This window comes from Amycolatopsis minnesotensis (assembly GCF_039529815.1).
GTDB classification, from domain to species: Bacteria; Actinomycetota; Actinomycetes; order Mycobacteriales; family Pseudonocardiaceae; genus Amycolatopsis; species Amycolatopsis minnesotensis.
The window spans coordinates 101,273-121,000 of sequence record NZ_BAAANN010000004.1; the positions used below are offsets into that span (position 1 = coordinate 101,273).

A 19,728-nucleotide genomic window follows, 5' to 3' on the forward strand; every position below is an offset into this window, starting at 1 on the left:
GTGACCTTTGTGGACTCGCTGGTACGGATTCGTCCAGACCCGATCGAGGCAGAACGGCGCGCATCCTAGCCGGACGCACCGGCCGACGCGGCCGATCCGACGCCGGATGCGGCGAGTTGTGCACACCGGACCGCACCTGTGGACAACTCGGCTCCACGCCCTCCCACAGACCCGAACCCCGGTAGACTGGGCTTGGGCCGTCCCCCGGGATGGGTGGGGGATTGGCTCCAGTAAAGGGAAATTCCGCGGCCGAGATCGGCTTTGGGGTCGTTCTCGTCGTCGATGTGCTCCGTGCGGCGAGATAGCGCCGAGGGCAGTGGGCGCGCCTCGTGCCGGTGGGCGAAGTGGCATCGATCAGGTCGATCGTTGACTGTTGAGGTAGCACAGTCATGGTTCAAACCATGGGCGCATCGCGGGTCACCGGCACGCTCGAAACTGGTTCGCCGGGTCAAGTGGGCTCAGACTCGTAGACCACCGCGGTCGCGGGGTCGCCCTTCGGCAGCCGGTAGGCCGTGCCGTCCCGGACGGGTCACGTACTCCTGAACAGCCGGTCCAGATGCACGTCGATCGCGGCGAGCGCGTCACGGGGCTTGATCACGTCGAGTTCGATCAGGGAGGTGAAGCCGGTGAGGGCGAGAAGCAGGTTGGTCTCGGTCGCCGGGTCGCGGCCGGAGTCGATGTGCCCGTCGGCGATCGCCTGGCGGACCAACTGCTCGACGAGGGCCCGCCCTTGGACGAGGCCGCGGCGCGCCTGCTCGTGCACGGCCTCGTCGTGCAGCGCCTCCAGGGCGTAGGCGGCGCTCATCCGGCTGGTCGCGCGGGCGTCGGCATGCAGCGGGAGCATTTCCGCGAGCGTCAGCCGCAGCACGTCACGGGGGTGCGGATGGTCACCGAGCTTTTCGAGCCCCTGGTGTGTGCGCACCGAGGTCTGCTCGGACGCGAAGTCCATGGCGAAGGAGAGCATGGCGGTCCGGGAGGCGAAGTAGTGCTGAAGCTGCCCGAGTGACATGCCCGCCTCCTGCGCCACCACGCGCATCGTCAGCTGTGCGACACCGCGCTGCTCCACCACCCGCCACAGTGCGCGGGCGATCGCTTCGCGGCGTCCGCGGTGATCCACCTGTTTCGGCATCGCCGGCCCCTCCCTCGTACCCGGGACTGTTTCAATACAGTTGACATAATACACCTGACCCATAATCCTGGGTCCACTCGAGGGAAGGAATCGCCATGTCCGAACAGCCAACGGTGCGGACCACGGAAGGCGTGGTGCGGGGGCGCCGGCGGCAGGGGCACGCGGTGTTCCGCGGCATCCCCTACGCCCAGCCCCCGGTCGGAGCGCTCCGCTTCGCCGCGCCCGCGCCGCCGCACCGCTGGGAGGGGACGAGGCAGGCGGTCGAGTTCGGCCCCGTGGTGCCGCTGTCCCTGCCGATCGACGTGCCCCCGCAGGGCGCCGACTGGCTGACGCTCAACGTCGGCACTCCGGATCCCGGCGCGGCGGGACTGCCGGTGCTGGTGTGGATCCCCGTGGGCGGCTACCTCTCGGCCGCGTCGAGCGACCCGATGTACGACCCGGCGGCGCTGGCCGAGGCGGGAGTCGTCGTGGTGACCATCAACTGCCGCGTGGGCGCGGAGGGATTCGCGTTCCTCGACGACGTGCCGCCCAACCGCGGATTCCTCGACCAGATCGCGGCGCTGGAGTGGGTGCAGCGCAACATCGCCGCTTTCGGAGGCGACCCCGGCCGGGTCACCGTGGGCGGGGTGTCCGCCGGGGCGGGCTCGGTGGCCGCCCTGCTGACGATGAAGTCCGCGCGCGGGCTGTTCCGGCGGGCCATCGCCCATTCGGTGCCGGGGCTGCACAGCACCCCCGCGCTGGCACGGCAGGTCACCGCCGCGTTCGCGGACCGGATCGGCGCGGCGGCGCCCACCGCCGAGGCCCTGCGCGACATCGACCCATGGCACCTGGCCGCCGAGCTCACCTCCTTCAACGCCGGACTCCACGCGCACCGGGAGAGCTGGGGACGCCTCACGGAGACCGGCACCGCGCTGTGCCCCGTCGTCGACGGCGAGATCCTCCCGGAAACGCCCTGGTCCGCGCTGACCGGCGCGCGTGCGAGCGGGACCGAACTGCTCGTCGGCCACACCCGGGACGAATTCCGGTACTTCAGCGTCGTGAGCGGACGGCACGGCACCTTCACCGAGGAGGACGCCCACGCAGCCCTGGAGCTGCACGCCCCGCAGCCGGACGGCGCGCGGGCTTACCGTGCCGCGTTCCCGCAGGCAGGCCCGGAGGAGCTGGTGGAGACGGTGTACTCCGACGCCCTCTTCCGCATGCCGTCGCAGAAGCTGGCCGAGGCGAACGCCGCGGCCGGCGGCACCTCGTACCTGTTCGAACTGGGCTGGGTCGCCCCGGCCCTCGGCGGCATCCTGGGCGCCTGCCACAGCCTCGACGTGCCCCTGGCGTTCGGCACGCTGGACAGCCCCGTCGGCACCCAGCTCATCGGCGAGGAGCCCACTCCCGAGGCCGTCGCGCTCTCCCGCGAACTCCAGGAGGCATGGGTCCGCTTCGTCACCACCGGCGACGCGGGCTGGTCCGCCCACCGGCCCGGCGGCCACCTCACCCGCGTCCTGGACACCGAGTCGAAGACGCTGCCCTACCCCGAACAGGCATCCCGCCAGATCTGGGAAGGTCACTCTCCCGCCCCCTTCGACCTCTCGTAATCGTCCGGATCGGCTCCTACGGCTGCGACGCGCCATCGCGCACGCCTAGCGGATGCCTCTCTCCGGCGCACCTGCTGCTCGGCGGTGAACGGGACGCCGGGTTCGCGTGCCGGGCCGAGGTACGCCGCGCCTGCGCCAGGCAGCGGAGACGACCTCCCGGTCGTGCGGCTCCGTGCTGAAGCGGTTGTGCGCCGCGAGTCCGGCGGCTTCAGCCGGGTTCGTCCGCGTCGTGGCCGGCTGGTTCAGCCACAGCACGCCGAGCACCACCCAGACGGCGAAGGCGACCAGCTCGCCGAGAACCGGCCGGAGTGCCTAGGCGCGTCTCCATAGCACCAGACACCGCCCGGCGAGGCCGATGGCGAACATGAGGAGCCCGGCGGCCACCGACACCCACGGCAGCGTGGCCACCAGGGTGACGCAGCCGAGGATGCCGAGGACGTTGAGCCAGCGCGGCCAGCGGCGCTGATCGGCGGGCTGGGTGAACGCGGAGGCGTTGGCGATGGCGTAGTAGACGAGCACGCCGAACGAGGAAAAGCCGATCACACCGCGCAGGTCGAGGGTGAGCACGAGGACGGAGACGACGACGGCGAGCGCCGCTTCGGCGTGGTGCGGGACCTTGAACCGGGGGTGCACGGCGGCCAGCCACGTCGGCAGGTCGTGGTTGCGGGCCATGGCGAGGCCGGTGCGCCCGATTCCCGCGATGAGCGCCAGCAGCGCACCGAGGCTCGCCACCGCGCCGCCGATGCGCACCACGGGTTCGAGGCCGCCCGCGCCGGCGGCGCGGATCGCTTCCGACAGCGGCGCCGTCGCGGCGGCGAGCTGGTCGGGACCGGCCGCGAGCAGCGCGGCGACGCCGACCACCAGGTAGAGCACGACGGCGATGGCCAGCGCGGTGGTGATCGCGCGGGGGATGGTGCGCCGCGGGTCGGTGACCTCCTCGGCCATGGTGGCGATGCGGGCGAACCCGGCGAAGGCGAAGAACAGCAGCCCGGCCGCCTGCAGCGTGCCGTACAGGCCACCTCGGGAGCTGCCGAGGTTCGTCACGGTGGCGCCGCCGCCGGTCGCGATGCCGAGCACGACCGCGATCAGTGCGAGCAGGGTGAGGCCGACCAGGACGCGGGTGAGGATCGCGGTCCTGGTCACGCCCCGGTAGTTCAGCGCCGCGAGCGCGAGCACCCCGGCGACCGCGACGGCCCGCTGCGCCCACTGCGCCCACCACGGGCCGGGAACCGCGTAGCTCGCGAAGGTCAGCGCCATCGCCGCGCACGACGCGGTCTTGCCGATCACGAAGCCCCACCCGGCGGTGAACCCCCACCACTGCCCGAGGCGCTCGCGGCCGTAGACGTAGGTGCCGCCCGAGACCGGGTACACCGCGGCGAGCTGAGCGGAGGCGGTCGCGTTGCAGTAGGCGATCACCGCCGCGATCGCCAGCCCGGCCAGCATCCCGGTGCCCGCCGCCCGCGTCGCGGGTCCGAACACCGCGAACACGCCCGCACCGACCATCGAACCCAGCCCGATGACCACCGCGTCCGCCGTGCCCAGCCGACGGTGCAAGCTCGGTGAGTTCATCGCGTCCGTTCCGCTCGGTGTCGGACATGCCGGGCGTCACCCTAGGTGCCCAAGGTGTCCGGACGGTGACTTCGCGCCGCCGCACGTTGCCCGCGCGGTCTTCTTTGCCTGGCTGTACGTCCCGGAACGACCGGAACGAATTGTGGTGCCAGTACTCGTCGCGACAGGCTTTTCGCCATTACCGAGAGTTTTTACCGAAAGGGTGTGCTCGACCATGCGCAAGATCTTGATGGCCGCCGTGCTTGCCGGTGCCGCGTTGGCGGTGGGCGCTCCGTCGGCGTCCGCGGCGGAGTCCTACCCCGCGGGGGTTTACCCGAACGGGCCGGCCGCCGAGGCCGCGTGCGCACAGGGGATTCAGCAGGGACGCTGGAAGGCCTGCAGCTACACCTTCGTCGCAGGTGGTCAAGCGGTGCTTTGGGTCGTGGTCTGACCCGCCGGTTTCCGCGTCGGGGCGGGACATCATAGCGGTGCGCACCGGCGACGGGACCTGATCCAGCCGAGATGGGCCGAGTTGTCCACATCCGCGCGGCGGTGTGGAGAACTCGGCCTCTCGCCCTGCTTTTCCACCCCCGTCACCCGGAGCGCCGGTAGACTGGGCTGGGGCAGCCCCCCGGGATCGGGTGGGGGATTGGCTCCAGTAAGGGAACCGGCAGCGGTCTCGCGGCCGGGCCTGCTTCAGCGGTGATCCGACCAGGCCGCCCACAGCGTCGCGTACTGCCCGCCCGCGGCGACGAGTTCGGCATGGGTGCCGGTTTCCACCACGCGCCCGGCGTCGAGCACGACCACCCGGTCCGCGCCGGCGGCCTGCGTGAGCCGGTGTGCCACGACCAGTCCGGTCCGGCCGGAAAGCGCGGCGTCCGCGGCCTTTTCGAGCACCTTGGACCCGGCGCTGCCCGCTTCGGCGGTCGCCTCGTCGAGGATCGCGATCGGCGGATCGGTCAACACGAGCCTGGCCAGCGCGAGCTGCTGCGACTGCGTGACGGTCAGCCGGTGCCCACCATCACCGACCACAGTGGACAGTCCATCCGGGAGCGCGCGCACCCAGTCCGAGGCGCCGACGCGGTCCAAGGCGAGGTGCAATTCCGGTTCCGTGGCATCGGCCTTCGCCAGCCGCAGATCCTCCGCCAACGGCCCCGCGAAGACGTGCACTTCCTGGCTGATCAGGGAAACCGTCTCCCGCACCCCGGACGGCCCCAGCTCCGCCACATCAACGCCGCCGAGCGTGATCGAACCCGCCGACGGGTGGTGGATCCCGGCGATCAGCTTCGCCAGCGTGGTCTTCCCCGCCCCGCTCGCCCCGACCAGCGCGACCCGCTCGCCCGGCGCGACCTCGAGGTCCACCCCGTGCAGCACCTCGTGTCCGTCCACATAGGAGTGTCCGAGGCCCGCGGTCTTGACCGACGAGTCGACCGGCACGGCGGGGTGCGCCGGTTCCCGCACCGGCGGCAGGTCGGAGACGCCGATGAGCCGGGACAGGCTCGCGTTCGCGGACTGCGCGTCGTCGACGAGCGCGAGCGCGGCGTTGATCGGGTTGAACAGGCTGTGGAAGTACAGCGCCGCCGCCGTCGCGGTGCCGATCGTCGCGCTGCCGTCGCGCACCAGCCAGAACCCGGTCGCCAGCACCGCGCCCAGCCCGATCAGCTCGGCGAGGTTGAGCCTGCCGAAGAACCGCGTCACCAGCCGGATCCCGCGCAGCGCGAGATCGACGGCGGCACCGGAGCGCGCCCGCACCCGGCCGACGTGCTCGCCGGCGAGCCGGAACGCGCGCACCGTCGGCGCCCCGCCCACGGTGTCCAGGAGTTGTTGCTGCTGCTCGCCGACGGCCACCCGCTGCTTCGCGTAGAGCGGGACGGCGCGGCGGATGTACCAGCGCACGGTGCCGAGCTGGATCGGCGCCGCGAGCAGCGCCGCGATCAGGAACCGCCAGTCGAGCACCGCGAGCCCGCCGAGGGTCAGCACGATCGTCAGCACCGACCGGCCCAGTTCCGGCAACGCGTCGCGGACACCGTCGGCGATCTCGGAAACGTCGTTCGTGACGCGGGTCGTCAGGTCACCCGAACCCGCCTTTTCGACCTGTTCCAACGGAAGGCCGAGCGCGCGTTCCACGAACTTTTCCCGCAGTTCGGCGAGCATGCCCTCGCCGAGCCGCGCGACGAGCGACGTCCCGATCGCGGTCGCCACGCCCTGCCCGAGCGCGACGAGCGCGATCAGCAACACCGGCAGCGTGACCGCCTCCGCGAGACGGCGCTGCGCCACCAGGTCGACGATGTGGCCGAGCAGGGGCGCGGTGAGCAGGCCGATCCCGGTCGCGGCCACGACGAACACGAACGCGCTCAGCGCGAGCCAGCGCCGCGGGCGCACCAGTTCGCCGAGCACGGCCCGTGTCCTCGCCCAGGTCGCGGTGGGGAGCAGTTCGGTCACGACAGCACCGCCGTCCGGTAGAAAGCGTTGTCCCGCACCAGATCCGGATGCCTCCCGTGCGCCGAAACGGTGCCGCCGTCGAGCACGACCACCCGGTCGGTCACGGCCAGCAGCGCCGGGCTCGTGGTGACCACGATCGTGGTCCGGCCCCGGCGCACGGCCGCGATCTCGGCCGCGATCTTCGCCTCGGTGACCGCGTCGACCGCGGTCGTCGGATCGTGCACGAGCAGCACCGGCGGGTCCGCGGCGAGCGCACGCGCGAGCGCGACGCGCTGGCGCTGCCCGCCCGAAAGCGAGCGCCCGCGTTCGGTGAGGACGGTGTCCTGCCCGTCCGGCAGCGTCGCGGCGACCTCGTCCGCGTTCGCCGCGGCCATCGCGCGTTCCACGGCGGGGCCTCCCGCGCGGACGTTGTCGATCAGCGAGCCCTCGAACAGGTCCGCGTCGTGCGCGGCGACCAGCACCGCGCGCCGCACCTCATCGGGGTCCACAGTGGACAACGCGGTGCCGTCGAGCGTCACGGCGCCCGAAGCCGGGTCGAACTCGCGCCCGAGCACGGCGAGCAGGTCGCGGGCGGCCGCCGGGTCCGGCGCCACCACCCCCAGCAGTTCCCCCGGTGCCACCTCCAGCGTCAGATCGCGCAGGTTTTCGTGGCACAGTCCGGAAATCCGGAGCGCGCCCGGCACTTCCGAGGGCAGCTTCCCGTCCCCGCCGGGAACCGCGGGCGGGGCGGCCAGCACGTCGGCGACGCGCGCCGCCGACGCTCGTGCCTGCGCGACGCCCGCGTTCACGCGCCCGAAGATCTGGAACGGGGTGAGCAGGAACTGCGCCAGTCCCACGGCGGCGACCAGATCGCCGACGCTGATGTCACCCGACGCGGCCAGCCTGCCGCCCACCAGCGCGACGAGCGCGATGAACATGCCGGTCAGCGCCAGAATCGCGCCGTCGTGCCAGGACTTCGCCCGCGCCGCCCGCAGCGTCGCCTTCAGCGAGTCCCGGCTGGTCCGCCGGTAGCGCGCGACCGCGCGCGGCTCGGCGCCGATGCCCTTCAGCACGCGCAACCCGTTCACCAGGTCCGCCGCGACCCCCGACGCGTACGCGGCGCGCTCCTGTTCGACACCGCTCCGCCGTTCCAGCGGGCGGCCGATGAAATGCGCCAGCACCAGCAGCGGCGGCGTGCCCAGCAGCACGAGCAGGCCGAGCGGCACCGACATCCGCAGCAGCGAGATCGCGCTGACCAGCAACCCGGCGAGCCCGGCGAGTCCGAAGGGGAGGATCAGGTTCACCGAGCCGACCCGTTTCGCGTCGGAGGTCGCGATGTTCGCGAGTTCCCCCGCGAGCCGTCCCTTCGACGCGCCGCCGCGCGAGTCGAGCACGCGTTCCGACACCCGCACCCGCAGGTCGTGCGCCGCCGTCTCCGCAGCGCGCTCGGCGAACCGCGCGCCGAACCGGTAGCACGACGAGAAGGCGGCGAACAGCACGGCGAGGATCGCGATCCACCGCAGCAGCGCCATCGCGGACCCGGTCGACACCGCTTCGTCGATCGTCCTGCCGATCACCACCGGCACCAGCGCCTCGCCGCCCTGGTGCCCGGCGACCAGCAGGGCGGCGACGCCGACGGTGCCGCGTTTGCTCGTGATCGCCCCGCGCAGCACACTGCCGGGGGTGGGTGGCGCGGCAGCGCGCACGGCGAGGCCCCTTCCGTCGATCGAGCACTGAGATAGGTAAGGCTAGACTAAGCCGTACTGTCGTCATGACCACCGAGAAGGGTGACCCGTGTCTCTTGGCGCCGTGCGCACCGAAGCCGCGCCCGACGAGACTCCCGGCAAGGCACCGTCGCGCCGGGCCCAGTCCGTCCGGGCCGTCGGCCTGCTCGTCGCGCTCGGCGTGCTCGCACTGGTCTTCCTGCTGAGCCTGTGGATCGGCTCGCGGAACATCGCGTTCCTCGACACCTGGAACGTGTTGTGGCACAACGACGGCAGCGAAGAAGCGATCATCATCCACGACCTGCGCATCCCGCGCGCGCTGATCGGGCTGCTCGTCGGCATCGGGCTCGGGGTCGGCGGCGCGCTCATGCAGGCCGTCACCCGCAACCCGCTCGCCGATCCTGGGATACTCGGCGTGACCATGGGCGCGTCCGCGTCGGTCGTCGTCGCCATCGCGTTCCTCGGGATCACCTCGGTGCTGGGCTACGTCTGGTTCGCCTTCGCGGGCGCGGCCATCGCCTCGGTCGTGGTGTACCTGCTCGGCTCGGCGGGCGCCAGCTCGGCGACGCCCGAACGGCTCGTGCTCGCCGGCGCCGCGATCACCGCCGTGCTGTTCGCGTTCAACCAGGCCGTGCTGCTGCTGGACCCCACCGCGTTCAACGAGTTCCGGTTCTGGGAGATCGGCTCGATCGCGGGCCGCAAGATGGACGTGGTGGTGCGGATCGCGCCGTTCATCGGCGCCGGGCTGCTGCTCGCGCTTTCCCAGGCCCGCCCGCTCAACGCGCTCGCGCTCGGTGACCAGGCCGGCCGGGCGCTCGGCGCGAAGATCGGCACCACGCGCCTGCTCACCGCCGTCGCGATCACCCTGCTGTGCGGGGCGGCGACCGCGGCGGCGGGCCCGATCACCTTCGTCGGGCTGGCCGTGCCGCACGTCGCGCGCCTGATCGCCGGGCCGGACCAGCGCTGGGTGCTCCCGTATTCCACCGTGCTGGCACCGGTCCTGATGCTCGGCGCGGACGTCATCGGCCGCAAGATCGGCGGCGCCGAGGAGTTCGAAGTGGGCATCATGACCGCGTTCGTGGGGGCGCCGGTGTTCATCTGGCTGTGCCGTCGCCGGAAGTCGGCCCGGTTGTGAGCGCGCTGAAGGAGAGCTGCGTGCTGAGGACCAGGAGCGAACGCGTGTCGTTCCGCGTCGACGCGCGCGCGACGACCGTGGCGCTGGCGCTGCTGGCCGGGGTGATCGTGGTCGGCCTGATCGCGATGACCACCGGCGACTACCCGCTTTCGGTCGGCGAGGTCGTGCAGACCCTGTTCGGGCAGGGCCCGCCCGGCGCGGACTTCGTCGTGACGACGCTGCGGCTGCCGCGCCTGCTCGCCGGGATCCTGGTCGGTGCGGCGCTGTCGGTGAGCGGGTCGATTCTGCAGAGCGTTTCCGGTAACGCACTCGGAAGCCCCGACCTGATCGGGTTCACCAACGGGTCCGCGGTCGGCGCGCTCCTCGTGATCATCGTGTTCGGCGGCGGCGCGGTGCAGGTGTCGATCGGCGCGCTCGTCGGCGGCATCGCCACCGCGCTGGTGCTGTTCGTGCTCGCGTATCGCGGCGGCGTGCACGGCAGACGGCTGGTGCTGATCGGCATCGGCCTGAGCACGATGCTGCTTTCGGTCAACTCGTACCTGATCACGCGCGCTTCGCTGCAGGAAGCGGTGACCGCGCAGTCGTGGCTCGTCGGCAGCCTCAACGGGCGCGGCTGGGAGCAGGTCGTCCCGGTCGCGGTCGCGGTGGCCGTGCTGATCCCGCTGGCCCTCTACTACGGCAGGCGGCTTTCGCTGCTCGAACTCGGCGACGACAAGGCGAAGGCGCTCGGCGTGCACGCGGACCGGACGCGGCTCGTGCTGGTCACGGTCAGCGTGCTGCTGGCCGCGGTGGCCACGGCCGCGGCTGGCCCGATCGCGTTCCTGGCGCTGGCCGCGCCGCAGCTCGCGCGGCGCCTGACCAAGGCGGCCGGGCCGTCGCTGGTGGCGTCGGCGCTGATGGGCGCGTTCATCCTTACTTTGAGCGACTTCGCGGTGCAGCGGGTGTTCAGCGGGACGCAGCTTCCGGTGGGCATCGCGACCGGTGCCATCGGCGGGCTGTACCTCGCCTGGCTGCTCGTGCACGAATGGCGCCGCAACCGCGCGGCCGGATAAGTCCGAAGTGGACACCGGGTGCCGAGGGCGCTGGGTAATCGATTGCTTGTCTAGCCGGGTGAGCGGTGTTACGTTCGCCGAAACGCCACCGCCCTCCCGTTAGGCAGACCCAGTATGGCGCGCAACCGAGTGCTGTTCTCCACGCCGTTCCTCATCGCCGCGCTGGTACTGGCGCTGGTCGTCGGGCTGGTCGTCGGCAAGGCCACGTCCAGTTCGAGCCAGACCGGCAACGCGGGGCCCGGCAAGGCGTCCGGCCTGCGGGTGGACGTGATCGTGAAGGCCACCGACTCCTCGTTCTGGCAGAGCATGTTCGCCGGCGCTCAGAAGAGCGGCGAGGACTTCGGGGTCGAGGTCGGCCGCTTCGGGCCCACTTCGGAGACCGATGTCAACGAGCAGGTCCAGCTCGTGGAGAACTCGATTTCGCGTGGTGTCAACGCGATCGTGGTCGCCGCGAACTCCGAGTCCGCGCTCGACAAGGTGATCGAGCGGGCGCGCCAGGGCGGGATCAAGGTGATCACCGTCGACGGCACCGTCACCACGCCGACCGAGGCGTTCATCGGCACCAACAACCTCCGCGCGGGCGAGCAGGCCGGACAGCGGCTGTGCAAGCTCGTCGCCGCGCAGGGCAAGACCAGCGGGAAGGTGCTGCTGGAGAACGCGGTCGCCGGCGTGCAGGCGCTCGGGGACCGGGCGAAGGGCTTCCGCCAGGGCCTCGCCGGGAACTGCCCGCAGATCTCGGTGTGGCAGGAGCGGTTCAACAACAACGACATCGCCACCGCGGCCAACCAGACGAACGACGCGATCGGCGCGGTGCCGGACCTGGTCGGCGTGTTCGCCGCGAACAACATGTCCGGCAACGGCGCGGCGCGCGCGATCAAGGACACCGGCAAGTCCGCGACGCTGCCGGTGGTCGCGTTCGACTCCGACCCGCAGGAGAACGGCGCGCTCGCCGACGGCTCGATCGACGCGCTCGTCGTGCAGAACCCGTACTTCTTCGGCTACCAGGGCGTTTCCGAGGCGATCGCGGTGAGCACCGGCGCGAAGGTGCCGCTCTCGCTCGACCCCGGCGCGGTCGTCGCGGACAAGGACAACCTGAACGACCCGGCGGTCAAGGACCTGCTGAACCCGCCGACGGCACAGGCGACGAAATGAGCCTGGTCCAGATTTCGGGGCTGCGCAAGGCTTTCGGCGCCAACGTCGCGCTCGCCGACGTGTCGCTGGAGCTGCGCGCCGGTGAGGTGCACTGCCTCGCCGGTGAGAACGGCGCCGGGAAGTCCACGCTGATCAAGGTGCTCACCGGCGCGCTCAAACGCGACGCGGGCGAGTACCTCGTGGACGGTTCGCCGATGCCGCGGTCGCTCACGCCCGCGGTGCCGAGGGCGGCCGGGATCGCCGCGGTCTACCAGGAGCTGAGCCTGCTGCCCGAGCTTTCCGTCGCGGAAAACCTGCTGATGGGCCGGTTCCCCGCGCGCGGCGGCGTGGTGCGCCGCGGTCCGCTGCGGGAGCAGGCCGTGGACCGGCTTTCCCGCGTGGGGCTGGAAGATCTCGACACCACGCGCAGTGTCGCCGAACTGCCCGCCGCGACCAGACAGCTCGTGGAGATCGCGAAGGTGCTCGGCGACGACCCGCGCGTGCTCATCTTCGACGAGCCGACCACCGCGCTTTCCGGTGCCGAGGCCGAGGCGCTGCTGCGGCGGATCACCGCGCTGCGGGACGATGGCGTCGCGATCCTCTACGTCAGCCACCGGCTGGAGGAGATGTTCGAGATCGGCGACCGCGTGACCGTGCTGCGCGACGGTGGCGTCACGAAAACCGCGCCGATGGGCGAGTTCACCGAGGACACCCTGATTGCTTCGATGGTCGGGCGCGACGTGGAGGAGCTTTACCCGAGCGCTTCGGATCGCACCGAGCAAAGCACCGCATTGCTCCGAGTACGGGGGCTGCGGCCTCCGGGCAGCCCGCACGCGGTCGATCTCGACGTGCGCGCGGGCGAGATCGTCGGCATCGCGGGCCTGCTCGGGGCGGGGCGCAGCGAACTGCTGCGCGCGGTGTTCGGCGCGGACAGGCCGGAGGCGGGCACCGTCGAGGTGGACGGCAAGCAGGTCCCGCTGGGGAAGCCCCGCGAGGCCGTGCGGTCCGGGATCGGGCTGCTGTCGGAGGACCGCAAGGAACTGGGCCTGCTGCCGGAGTTGACCATCCGGGAGAACGTGTCGGTGGCGAGCCTGACCGGGATCGCCTCGCGCGGCCTGCTCTCCCGGCGCCGCGAGGCCGAACGTGTCGATTCCATTTTGGACGATCTGCGGCTGCGCGCGGGCTCGTACGACCAGCCGGTGTCCACTTTGTCCGGTGGGAACCAGCAGAAGGTGCTGGTCGCGCGCTGGTTGCTGTCCGGGGTTCGCGTGCTGCTGTTCGACGAACCCACCAAGGGCGTCGACGTCGGCGCGAAGGCCGAGTTGTACGCGCTGATCGGGGATCTCGCTTCGCGCGGGTTCGCGATCGTGGTGGTGTCGTCGTACCTGCCGGAGCTGCTCGGGCTGGTCGAGAGGATCCTGGTGCTCAGGGCGGGGCAGCTCGTCGGCGACGTGCCCGCGGCCGAGGCGACCGAGGAAGGGCTCTTGCGGCTGGCGAGCACGGGGAGGCTGGAAAATGGTGCTGCGTAAGCTGATCGTCCGCGAGGACGAGTTCGGGACCGAGCGCCCGCGCGTGATCGGCTGGGGCGACGCCGTCGGTCGCGAAGGCGGCGGGCTCGTCGTGCTGGTGATCCTGTTCGGCGCGCTGTCGCTCGCCAGTGACAGCTTTTTGACCGGCGGGAACATGGCGAACCTGTCGCGGCAGTGGGCCGTGTACGGGATCATCGCGATCGGCGAGCTGCTGGTCATCCTCACCAAGGGCATCGACCTGTCCGTCGGCTCGGTCGTCGGCCTGACCGGTGCTTCGGCCGCGCAGTTGCTGGTGGCGGGGTTGCCGATCCCGATCGCGGTGCTGTGCGCGGTGCTCGTCGGCGGCGCCATCGGCGTGCTCAACGGCGTGCTCGTCGCGTACGCGAAACTGCCGCCGTTCATCGTGACGCTCGGGATGATGGGTGCCGCGCGCGGGCTGGTGCTGGTGATCACCAACGCCAACACGATCCAGCCGCTGCCCGAAGGCTTTTCCGCGATCGCGAACGACTCGCTGCTGAGCATCCCGAACCTGCTGTGGATCACCGTCGTGGTGATCGCGCTCCTCGGTTTCCTGTTGCGGCGCACCGTTTTCGGCCGCTACATCTACGCGACGGGGTCGAACGCCGAATCCGCGCGGCTGTCCGGCGTACCGGTGCCGAAGGTGCAGGTGACGGTGTACGCGATGTCCGGGCTGCTGGCCGGGGTCGGCGGCGTGCTGCTCGCGTCGCGGCTGGACGCGGGCGTGCCCACCATGGGCGAGGGCTACGAGCTGGACGCGATCGCCGCCTGCGTGATCGGCGGCGCGAGCCTGTTCGGCGCCAAGGGCAGCGCGCTGGGCGCCGCCGCGGGCGCGCTCATCACGTCCACCCTGAACAACGGCGGGAACCTGCTCGGCGTCAACTCGTTCTACCTGCGCATCGCGATCGGCGTGCTGATCCTGCTGGCGGTTTCCTTCGATCAGATCCAGTCCCGCCTCTTCGCGAAGCGAAGTCCGTGATGGCCACCTTCCCGTGAAGGTGGCCATCACGGCGGTTCAGCGGGCGGTGCGGGTGAACGCGGCCCAGGCGGCAGGGGAGACGGTGAGGTGCCCGGCGGCGCGGTCCTTGGTGTCGCGCACGCCCACGGTTTCGGTGCTCACGGCGACTTCGACGCACTCGTTGTTGTCGCCGCCGCCCATACCGCTGTAGCTGCTCTTACGCCATTGGTCCTTCTTCATGGATGCCTGCCTTCGCGCGGATGAACTCGGCCGTGTCCTCCGGCGACAGCGCGTCCGCGCTGACGTTGTCGAACATGGTCGAGAGGTGCTGTACGTCCTCACCATTTTCTACCCAAACACCCCCGGCCGCGTGCTCCAGGTAGGCGACAGATTGATCATCCGGATCTTCGTAGCCGAAGAGGTAGCAGGTGCCCGCCATGCTGCCGTACGCGCCGATGTCATAAGGGAGCACTTGGATGCGCACGTTCGCCATCTCGCCCGCTCGAAGGAGGTGTTCGAGCTGACCGCGCATGACTTCCCTGTCGCCGACCAACCGGTGGAGAACGACCTCATCGAGCAAAGCGTGCAGGTGCAAGGGATCGGGGCCGGTGAGGCGCTTCTGCCGGTTCAGGCGTTGCGCTACGAATTCGTCCACGGCGACCTTCGGCTCCCGTGAGCGCTGCGCGGAAGCGTGCACCGCTCGCGCGTAATCCGCCGTCTGCAACAGGCCCGGAACCACCGACGGCGCAATGGTTCGCACCGTCGAAGCTTCGCCTTCCGAGCGGACGAGTTGGCGGAACATCTTCGAGGCGCCCGCGGGCAGGCGGATGTACGGCGTGGGTATCGCGGCCTCGTCCCAGAACACCTGGATCCTGGCGCGGTCCTCGTCGCTGGCCTCGTACATGCTCAGCAACGTCTTCACCGTCGGCCACTGCGGGCGGTTCACCCCGGACTCGTACTTGCTGACCGAGCTGTCCGTGGTCCGGAGTTCGAGCGCGGCTTGCCGCAAGGTCACCCCGGCGTGCTCGCGCAGTTTCCGCAGGTTCCTGCCGAGTCGCTTCTTGAGCCGGGTCGGTGTCGCTGGCATGTTCGGGAGCTTACTGTCCGCAATTATGGACATGTCGCCCGATTGAATGATGACTGGAGACACGTCTCCCTTCTATCGTGAACCGGTCAGCGGGGCCGCGGGGAACACCTGCTGCGCGGCAGGGCTGTACGCCCGGCGCGGCCCCGCTGGCGCACGACTTCGAGGGGATGACGATGAGCTGGTGGCGCGGCACGGACGGCGGGGTCGAAGACTTCGACGGCACCGGCCCGGTCGACGAAGACGACGTTTTGCCCGCTAAACGTCAGCTCCGCCCGGTGATCGGCGGAGTGCGGCACCGTGCCCGCGTGCGCGGTTTGCCCGCGAAAGGCACCGTGATCCGCATGGCGTGCGGGTTCCTCTGGACGGTCAACCGGCGGAAGAAGTCCCCGCACCTCTACGACTGCCACGCCTGCGACGAGGTCTGGCCGGAGTCCCGCGACCGTCCCCCGGCTCCCTAGCCCCACCTGCATTCAGCGGGCTAAATGTCGTCAGCCGCGATCCGCGCCGACGGCGATGCCGACGATGGTGCACGGCTCGGCGCTGTGGTTGCGCCACGCGTGCCGGGTGCCGTTCTGCACGAGCACGTCACCCGCTCGCAGCACCGTCTGCTCGCCGTCGTCGAGTTCGAGCGTGACCTCACCGGAGACGATCAGGACGTAGTCGATGCTGTCCGTGGTGTGCATCCCCGGGTTGCCGGGCTCCATCGCGGCCAGCGCGCCCGGCATCCGCCGCTCCAGTTCCGCGGTGGCCGCGGCCAGGTCGAGGTCCGGTGGCGGGGTCAGATCGCCCGGCGCGATCACGTTGATCATGAAGCGCGATCCGTTCGCGGGCGGATACCACGACTCGCCGCCGCGCGGCGCGCCGTCGTCCGGGAAGGTCGGCCGCTCGTCCCGGCCCCACAGCCGGTAGGCCGCGCTGCCGGGCATCAGCTCGGAAGTGATGGGCTCGACCGTGCCGTCGTCGACCACGCGGGCCTTGCCATCGGAGTCGTGCCCGGTGACCACTCGTCGTATCCGCATGTGCTCCTCGTTCAATACGGTAGCGTATGGATACGGCACCGTATCCTGTGCCGGTGAAGCCGTCAATACGCTGGCGTACGCTGTGGCCGTGGTGAGCGAGTCGACCCGGTTGTCCGCCCAGGACTGGGCGCGGGCCGCGCTGAAGGCGATCGCGGACGGCGGGGTGGCCGCGGTCGCGGTCGAACCCCTCGCGCGGACGCTCGGTGTGACCAAGGGCAGTTTCTACGCGCACTACCGGAACCGGGACGAGCTGATCGCCGCGGCACTCGCGGAGTGGGTGCGCGGCCACGGCGAGGGCGGGCTCACCGCATTCGCCGCGATCGCCGATCCGGCCCAGCGGTTGCGCGAACTGCTCACCGCTGTCGTGCAGGCCGTCCAGCCGCTGGCTCCCTCGGTGCACTTGAGCCTGCTCGGCGAGCGCAACGACCCGCGGGTCCGGAACGCGGTCAGCCGGGTGAACAGCGCCCGGCTGGAAATCCTGGTCCGCACCTACCGTGAACTCGGCCTGTCGCCCTCTCGTGCGGAGTCTCGGGCGCGAGTCGCTTACGCGGCCATCCTCGGGTTGTCGCACCTGGCGCAAACCGATCCGGACGGCCCGGATTCCGCCGTGCTCGCCGACGAGGCCGCCGCGATCTTCCTGCCTGCCTGAGCTCCGGCAGGCGGCCCCTCCTGCCCCTGCCGGCCAGGTGGCTCCCACCTGCGTTTAGCGGGCTAAACGTCGTCGGTCGTTCAGCTGCCCAGGTAGCGCAGCACGGCCAGTACGCGGCGGCTGTAGCCGGCGGTGTGCCGCAGGTCGAGCTTGTCGAAGATCGCGTTGACGTGCTTCTCCACCGCGCTCTGCGACACGAACAGGGCCGCGGCGACGCTGGCGTTGGTATGCCCCTCGGCCATTTTCTCCAGCACCTCGCGTTCGCGCGCGGTCAGCTTCGTCAGCGGGTCGGTGTGCGTGGTGCGGGCGAGCAGGCGCCGCACCACCTCCGGGTCGAACGCCGCCTCGCCGCGGCCGACCCGGTCGAGCGCGTCCAGGAACTCGGCGACCTGGGCGACCCGGTCCTTCAGCAGATAGCCGACGCGGCCGCCTTCACTCGTGATCAGCTCCGTCGCGTACCGCTTCTCCACGTACTGCGAGAGCACCAGGACGCCCACCTCTGGCCGGCGCGCCCGGATTTCCATCGCGGCGCGCAGGCCCTCGTCGGTGTGGGTCGGCGGCATGCGGACGTCGGTGACCACGACGTCGGGCACGTGCTTTTCGGTGGCGGCGAGCAGTTCGACACCGGTGCCGACCGCGGCCACCACCTCGTGGCCTTCCTCGGCGAGCAGCCGGATCAGGCCCTCGCGCAGCAGCGTCGAATCCTCGGCGACGATCAGGCGCACGGCAGCACCGCGGTGACCGTGGTGGGACCGCCGTCCGGACTGTCCACGGTGAACTCCCCGTCGGCGGCGGCGACCCTGCGGGCGAGGCCGGAGAGCCCGCCGCCGGACGGGACTGCGCCGCCGCGGCCGTCGTCGGTGATCCGCACGACGATCATGGTGCCCTGCCTGGCCACCTCGATCGCGATCAGGCTCGCCGAAGCGTGCTTCAACGCGTTGCCGACCGCTTCGGAGACGACGAAGTACGCGATGGTCTCGGTGGCCGGGCCGGGGCGGTCCTTCAGCCGGTAGCCGAGTTCGACCGGCACGCTCGACCGTTCCGCCACCACTTCGAGCGCCGCGTGCAGCCCGCCCGCGTCCAACGCCACGGGGTACACGCGCCAGCTCACTTCGCGCAGGTCGCGAAGGGCCTCCTGGGACTGTTCGTGCGCCTGCCGCAGGAGTTCGCCCGGCTCGTCCGTCCGGCGCGCGCGGCCCAGCAGCATGCCGAGCGCGACCAGCCGCTGCTGCACGCCGTCGTGCAGCGCGCGTTCGATGCGGCGGCGCTCCTCGTTGACGGCTTCGATCACCTCGGCGCGCGTGGTCGCCAGCTCGGAAACCCTGCGCCGCAACAACTCCTCACGGCTCGGGCCCAGCATCCTCCCGGCGAGCCCGCGTTCGAGCGCCGCCACCCCGAGCAGGCCCTGGACGGCGATGAACCCCAGCAGGACGCCGAGCAGGACGAAGACGATCGGGTCGTACCAGTCGAGCCCGTCGCTGCGGTTCGAGTCGCCGATCGTGCCGCCGACGGCGAGCTGCCAGACCGCGGTTCCCCCGACGAAGAGGCCGTAGGCGATGAGCAGGAAGATCCCGGCGCCGAGCCCGCCCGCGATCGAGCGGACGCCGAGATAGCCCAGCGCCCTGGTGTCCGAGTAATCGCTCGCGCTTTCGGTCCTGAGGTAGGTGGCCAGCCTGCGCCGCTCGAACTCGGTCAGCGCCCGCGCGCCGCGGCCGACCGCGTTCCGTGCGCCGGGGATCGCCAGCAGCGCGCCGCCGAGCACCGCGTAGGGCAGCTCGGCGAACGCGCTCGCGGCGCCGAGCGCCAGCCCGGCGGCGGCGCGGGCGACCACCGTGAGGACAGCCATAGCCGCAGGTTATCCGCCCGCCGACCAGCGCGTACTGCGGCTTTCCGCAGTGTTTCCGGGTGCCGTTCCCCAGTGTCACGGCACGCGCCGGTTTCTAGCGTCGTTGGCAGTTCAGCGACCACGAAAGGCCGTCATGCATTCCGTTCTCACGCAAACCGCCGCCGAACCCATGGGCGGTCTCGCCGGGTGGGCCGTCGATCTGATGGACTCGCTCGGCGGGCTCGGCGCCGCCGTCATCGTCGGCCTCGACAACCTGTTCCCGCCCATCCCGAGCGAGCTGGTGCTGCCGCTCGCCGGGTTCTCCGCCAGCAAGGGCACCTTCAGCCTTCTCGGCGCGCTCACCTGGACCACCGTGGGATCGGTGGCGGGCGCGATCGTCATGTACTACCTCGGCCTGCTGCTCGGCCGCGACCGCACCCGCGCGCTGATGGCGAAGATCCCGCTGGTGAAGGCGTCCGACTTCGACAAGACCGAAGCCTGGTTCGCCCGGCACGGCACCAAGGCGGTGTTCTTCGGCCGGATGGTGCCGATCTTCCGCAGCCTCATCTCGCTGCCGGCCGGGATCGAGCGGATGCCGTTCTGGAAGTTCCTGTCCCTGACCACGCTCGGCAGCCTGCTGTGGAACGCGCTGTTCGTGGTGACCGGATACCTGCTGGGGGAGAACTGGCACCTGGTCAGCGACTACGCCGACTACTTCCAGTACGCGGTGATCGGCCTGGTCGCACTGGCCGTCGCCCTGTTCGCCGCCACCCGCCTGCGCTCCCGCTCCCGCGTCTGATCCGGGCGACGTTTAGCCCGCTAACTGCAGGCCGGGGCACTGCTCCGGCTGGGAGGCCGCCGGGTGCGTTTAGCCCGCTAAACGCATCCGTGGCCCCTTCCAGCCGGGAGGCCGCTGA

The 19,728-nt window shown here is 71.1% G+C and carries 19 protein-coding genes; 10 read left to right on the forward strand and 9 right to left on the reverse strand.

The genetic code is table 11. The features are described from left to right. Positions 1-529 precede the first annotated feature (529 nt). Positions 530-1,129: a TetR/AcrR family transcriptional regulator gene (locus ABD256_RS06085; RefSeq protein WP_344414368.1), complete on the reverse strand. Its 600-nt coding sequence runs from the start codon at positions 1,127-1,129 to the stop codon at positions 530-532. A 95-nt stretch (positions 1,130-1,224) separates the two neighbouring features. Between ABD256_RS06085 and ABD256_RS06090 the strand changes: the two genes are divergently transcribed. After that, the gene (locus ABD256_RS06090) at positions 1,225-2,715 is read left to right on the forward strand and encodes a carboxylesterase/lipase family protein (protein ID WP_344414370.1); all 1,491 of its coding nucleotides are present in this window, start codon (positions 1,225-1,227) and stop codon (positions 2,713-2,715) included. A gap of 312 nt (positions 2,716-3,027) precedes the next feature. Here the strand turns inward: ABD256_RS06090 and ABD256_RS06095 are convergent, their stop codons facing one another. Beyond that, positions 3,028-4,284: an APC family permease gene (locus ABD256_RS06095; protein WP_344414372.1), complete on the reverse strand. Its 1,257-nt coding sequence runs from the start codon at positions 4,282-4,284 to the stop codon at positions 3,028-3,030. 214 nt (positions 4,285-4,498) lie between these two features. Here ABD256_RS06095 and ABD256_RS06100 point away from each other — a divergent pair, with 214 nt between their 5' ends. Then, complete coding sequence (locus ABD256_RS06100) at positions 4,499-4,714, forward strand: hypothetical protein (RefSeq protein ID WP_344414374.1); 216 nt, start codon at positions 4,499-4,501, stop codon at positions 4,712-4,714. Positions 4,715-4,959: 245 nt separating this feature from the next. Here ABD256_RS06100 and ABD256_RS06105 read toward each other — a convergent pair whose 3' ends face one another. Both ABD256_RS06105 and ABD256_RS06110 read right to left on the reverse strand, forming a co-directional pair. Beyond that, positions 4,960-6,705 (reverse strand): ABC transporter ATP-binding protein, encoded by a 1,746-nt coding sequence (locus tag ABD256_RS06105; protein ID WP_344414376.1) that lies wholly within the window; start codon positions 6,703-6,705, stop codon positions 4,960-4,962. After that, positions 6,702-8,390 carry an ABC transporter ATP-binding protein gene (locus ABD256_RS06110; protein WP_344414378.1) on the reverse strand — a complete coding sequence of 563 codons (1,689 nt, stop codon included), beginning with the start codon at positions 8,388-8,390 and terminating at the stop codon, positions 6,702-6,704. The genes ABD256_RS06105 and ABD256_RS06110 overlap by 4 nt, the downstream gene beginning before the upstream one ends. Before the next feature lie 88 nt (positions 8,391-8,478). Here ABD256_RS06110 and ABD256_RS06115 point away from each other — a divergent pair, with 88 nt between their 5' ends. The 5 genes from ABD256_RS06115 to ABD256_RS06135 all read left to right on the forward strand — a co-directional run bounded on the left by ABD256_RS06115 (position 8,479) and on the right by ABD256_RS06135 (position 14,252). Next, positions 8,479-9,543 (forward strand): FecCD family ABC transporter permease, encoded by a 1,065-nt coding sequence (locus tag ABD256_RS06115; protein ID WP_344414380.1) that lies wholly within the window; start codon positions 8,479-8,481, stop codon positions 9,541-9,543. A 20-nt stretch (positions 9,544-9,563) separates the two neighbouring features. Further along, positions 9,564-10,595, forward strand: coding sequence for a FecCD family ABC transporter permease (locus ABD256_RS06120; protein WP_344414382.1), 1,032 nt, complete (start codon positions 9,564-9,566; stop codon positions 10,593-10,595). Between the two features lie 114 nt (positions 10,596-10,709). Beyond that, the gene (locus tag ABD256_RS06125) at positions 10,710-11,747 is read left to right on the forward strand and encodes an ABC transporter substrate-binding protein (RefSeq protein ID WP_344414384.1); all 1,038 of its coding nucleotides are present in this window, start codon (positions 10,710-10,712) and stop codon (positions 11,745-11,747) included. Continuing rightward, positions 11,744-13,255 (forward strand): sugar ABC transporter ATP-binding protein, encoded by a 1,512-nt coding sequence (locus ABD256_RS06130; protein ID WP_344414386.1) that lies wholly within the window; start codon positions 11,744-11,746, stop codon positions 13,253-13,255. The genes ABD256_RS06125 and ABD256_RS06130 overlap by 4 nt, the downstream gene beginning before the upstream one ends. After that, positions 13,242-14,252 (forward strand): ABC transporter permease, encoded by a 1,011-nt coding sequence (locus ABD256_RS06135; RefSeq protein ID WP_344414388.1) that lies wholly within the window; start codon positions 13,242-13,244, stop codon positions 14,250-14,252. The genes ABD256_RS06130 and ABD256_RS06135 overlap by 14 nt, the downstream gene beginning before the upstream one ends. A 36-nt stretch (positions 14,253-14,288) precedes the next feature. Here ABD256_RS06135 and ABD256_RS06140 read toward each other — a convergent pair whose 3' ends face one another. Together ABD256_RS06140 and ABD256_RS06145 are read right to left on the reverse strand one after the other, a co-directional pair. Beyond that, a complete protein-coding gene (locus ABD256_RS06140; RefSeq protein WP_344414390.1) occupies positions 14,289-14,471 on the reverse strand; it encodes a DUF397 domain-containing protein in 183 nt (60 codons plus the stop codon). Then, a complete protein-coding gene (locus tag ABD256_RS06145; RefSeq protein ID WP_344414392.1) occupies positions 14,449-15,318 on the reverse strand; it encodes a helix-turn-helix domain-containing protein in 870 nt (289 codons plus the stop codon). Before ABD256_RS06145 ends, ABD256_RS06140 begins: the two co-directional genes overlap by 23 nt. 173 nt (positions 15,319-15,491) lie before the next feature. On the opposite strand from ABD256_RS06145, the gene ABD256_RS06150 reads away from it, so the two are divergent. Beyond that, complete coding sequence (locus ABD256_RS06150) at positions 15,492-15,776, forward strand: hypothetical protein (protein WP_344414395.1); 285 nt, start codon at positions 15,492-15,494, stop codon at positions 15,774-15,776. 30 nt (positions 15,777-15,806) lie between these two features. Here ABD256_RS06150 and ABD256_RS06155 read toward each other — a convergent pair whose 3' ends face one another. Then, positions 15,807-16,337, reverse strand: coding sequence for a cupin domain-containing protein (locus ABD256_RS06155; RefSeq protein WP_344414397.1), 531 nt, complete (start codon positions 16,335-16,337; stop codon positions 15,807-15,809). Between the two features lie 88 nt (positions 16,338-16,425). Here ABD256_RS06155 and ABD256_RS06160 point away from each other — a divergent pair, with 88 nt between their 5' ends. After that, positions 16,426-16,986: a TetR/AcrR family transcriptional regulator gene (locus tag ABD256_RS06160; protein WP_344414399.1), complete on the forward strand. Its 561-nt coding sequence runs from the start codon at positions 16,426-16,428 to the stop codon at positions 16,984-16,986. Positions 16,987-17,066: 80 nt separating this feature from the next. Here ABD256_RS06160 and ABD256_RS06165 read toward each other — a convergent pair whose 3' ends face one another. Then, positions 17,067-17,711 carry a response regulator transcription factor gene (locus ABD256_RS06165; RefSeq protein WP_344414401.1) on the reverse strand — a complete coding sequence of 215 codons (645 nt, stop codon included), beginning with the start codon at positions 17,709-17,711 and terminating at the stop codon, positions 17,067-17,069. Beyond that, on the reverse strand, positions 17,702-18,832 hold the full coding sequence (locus ABD256_RS06170) for a sensor histidine kinase (RefSeq protein ID WP_344414403.1): 1,131 nt from the start codon (positions 18,830-18,832) through the stop codon (positions 17,702-17,704). Before ABD256_RS06170 ends, ABD256_RS06165 begins: the two co-directional genes overlap by 10 nt. Before the next feature lie 133 nt (positions 18,833-18,965). Between ABD256_RS06170 and ABD256_RS06175 the strand changes: the two genes are divergently transcribed. Beyond that, positions 18,966-19,610: a DedA family protein gene (locus tag ABD256_RS06175; protein WP_344414405.1), complete on the forward strand. Its 645-nt coding sequence runs from the start codon at positions 18,966-18,968 to the stop codon at positions 19,608-19,610. Positions 19,611-19,728: the final 118 nt, after the last annotated feature.

What these genes read in the sequence shown, in the direction of transcription:
- ABD256_RS06085 (WP_344414368.1), bottom strand. Translation starts at nt 1,129, where the DNA reads ATGCCGAAACAGGTGGATCACCGCGGACGCCGCGAAGCGATCGCCCGC.
- ABD256_RS06090 (WP_344414370.1), top strand. Translation starts at nt 1,225, where the DNA reads ATGTCCGAACAGCCAACGGTGCGGACCACGGAAGGCGTGGTGCGGGGG.
- ABD256_RS06095 (WP_344414372.1), bottom strand. Translation starts at nt 4,284, where the DNA reads ATGAACTCACCGAGCTTGCACCGTCGGCTGGGCACGGCGGACGCGGTG.
- ABD256_RS06100 (WP_344414374.1), top strand. Translation starts at nt 4,499, where the DNA reads ATGCGCAAGATCTTGATGGCCGCCGTGCTTGCCGGTGCCGCGTTGGCG.
- ABD256_RS06125 (WP_344414384.1), top strand. Translation starts at nt 10,710, where the DNA reads ATGGCGCGCAACCGAGTGCTGTTCTCCACGCCGTTCCTCATCGCCGCG.
- ABD256_RS06130 (WP_344414386.1), top strand. Translation starts at nt 11,744, where the DNA reads ATGAGCCTGGTCCAGATTTCGGGGCTGCGCAAGGCTTTCGGCGCCAAC.
- ABD256_RS06135 (WP_344414388.1), top strand. Translation starts at nt 13,242, where the DNA reads ATGGTGCTGCGTAAGCTGATCGTCCGCGAGGACGAGTTCGGGACCGAG.
- ABD256_RS06140 (WP_344414390.1), bottom strand. Translation starts at nt 14,471, where the DNA reads ATGAAGAAGGACCAATGGCGTAAGAGCAGCTACAGCGGTATGGGCGGC.
- ABD256_RS06145 (WP_344414392.1), bottom strand. Translation starts at nt 15,318, where the DNA reads ATGCCAGCGACACCGACCCGGCTCAAGAAGCGACTCGGCAGGAACCTG.
- ABD256_RS06150 (WP_344414395.1), top strand. Translation starts at nt 15,492, where the DNA reads ATGAGCTGGTGGCGCGGCACGGACGGCGGGGTCGAAGACTTCGACGGC.
- ABD256_RS06155 (WP_344414397.1), bottom strand. Translation starts at nt 16,337, where the DNA reads ATGCGGATACGACGAGTGGTCACCGGGCACGACTCCGATGGCAAGGCC.
- ABD256_RS06170 (WP_344414403.1), bottom strand. Translation starts at nt 18,832, where the DNA reads ATGGCTGTCCTCACGGTGGTCGCCCGCGCCGCCGCCGGGCTGGCGCTC.
- ABD256_RS06175 (WP_344414405.1), top strand. Translation starts at nt 18,966, where the DNA reads ATGCATTCCGTTCTCACGCAAACCGCCGCCGAACCCATGGGCGGTCTC.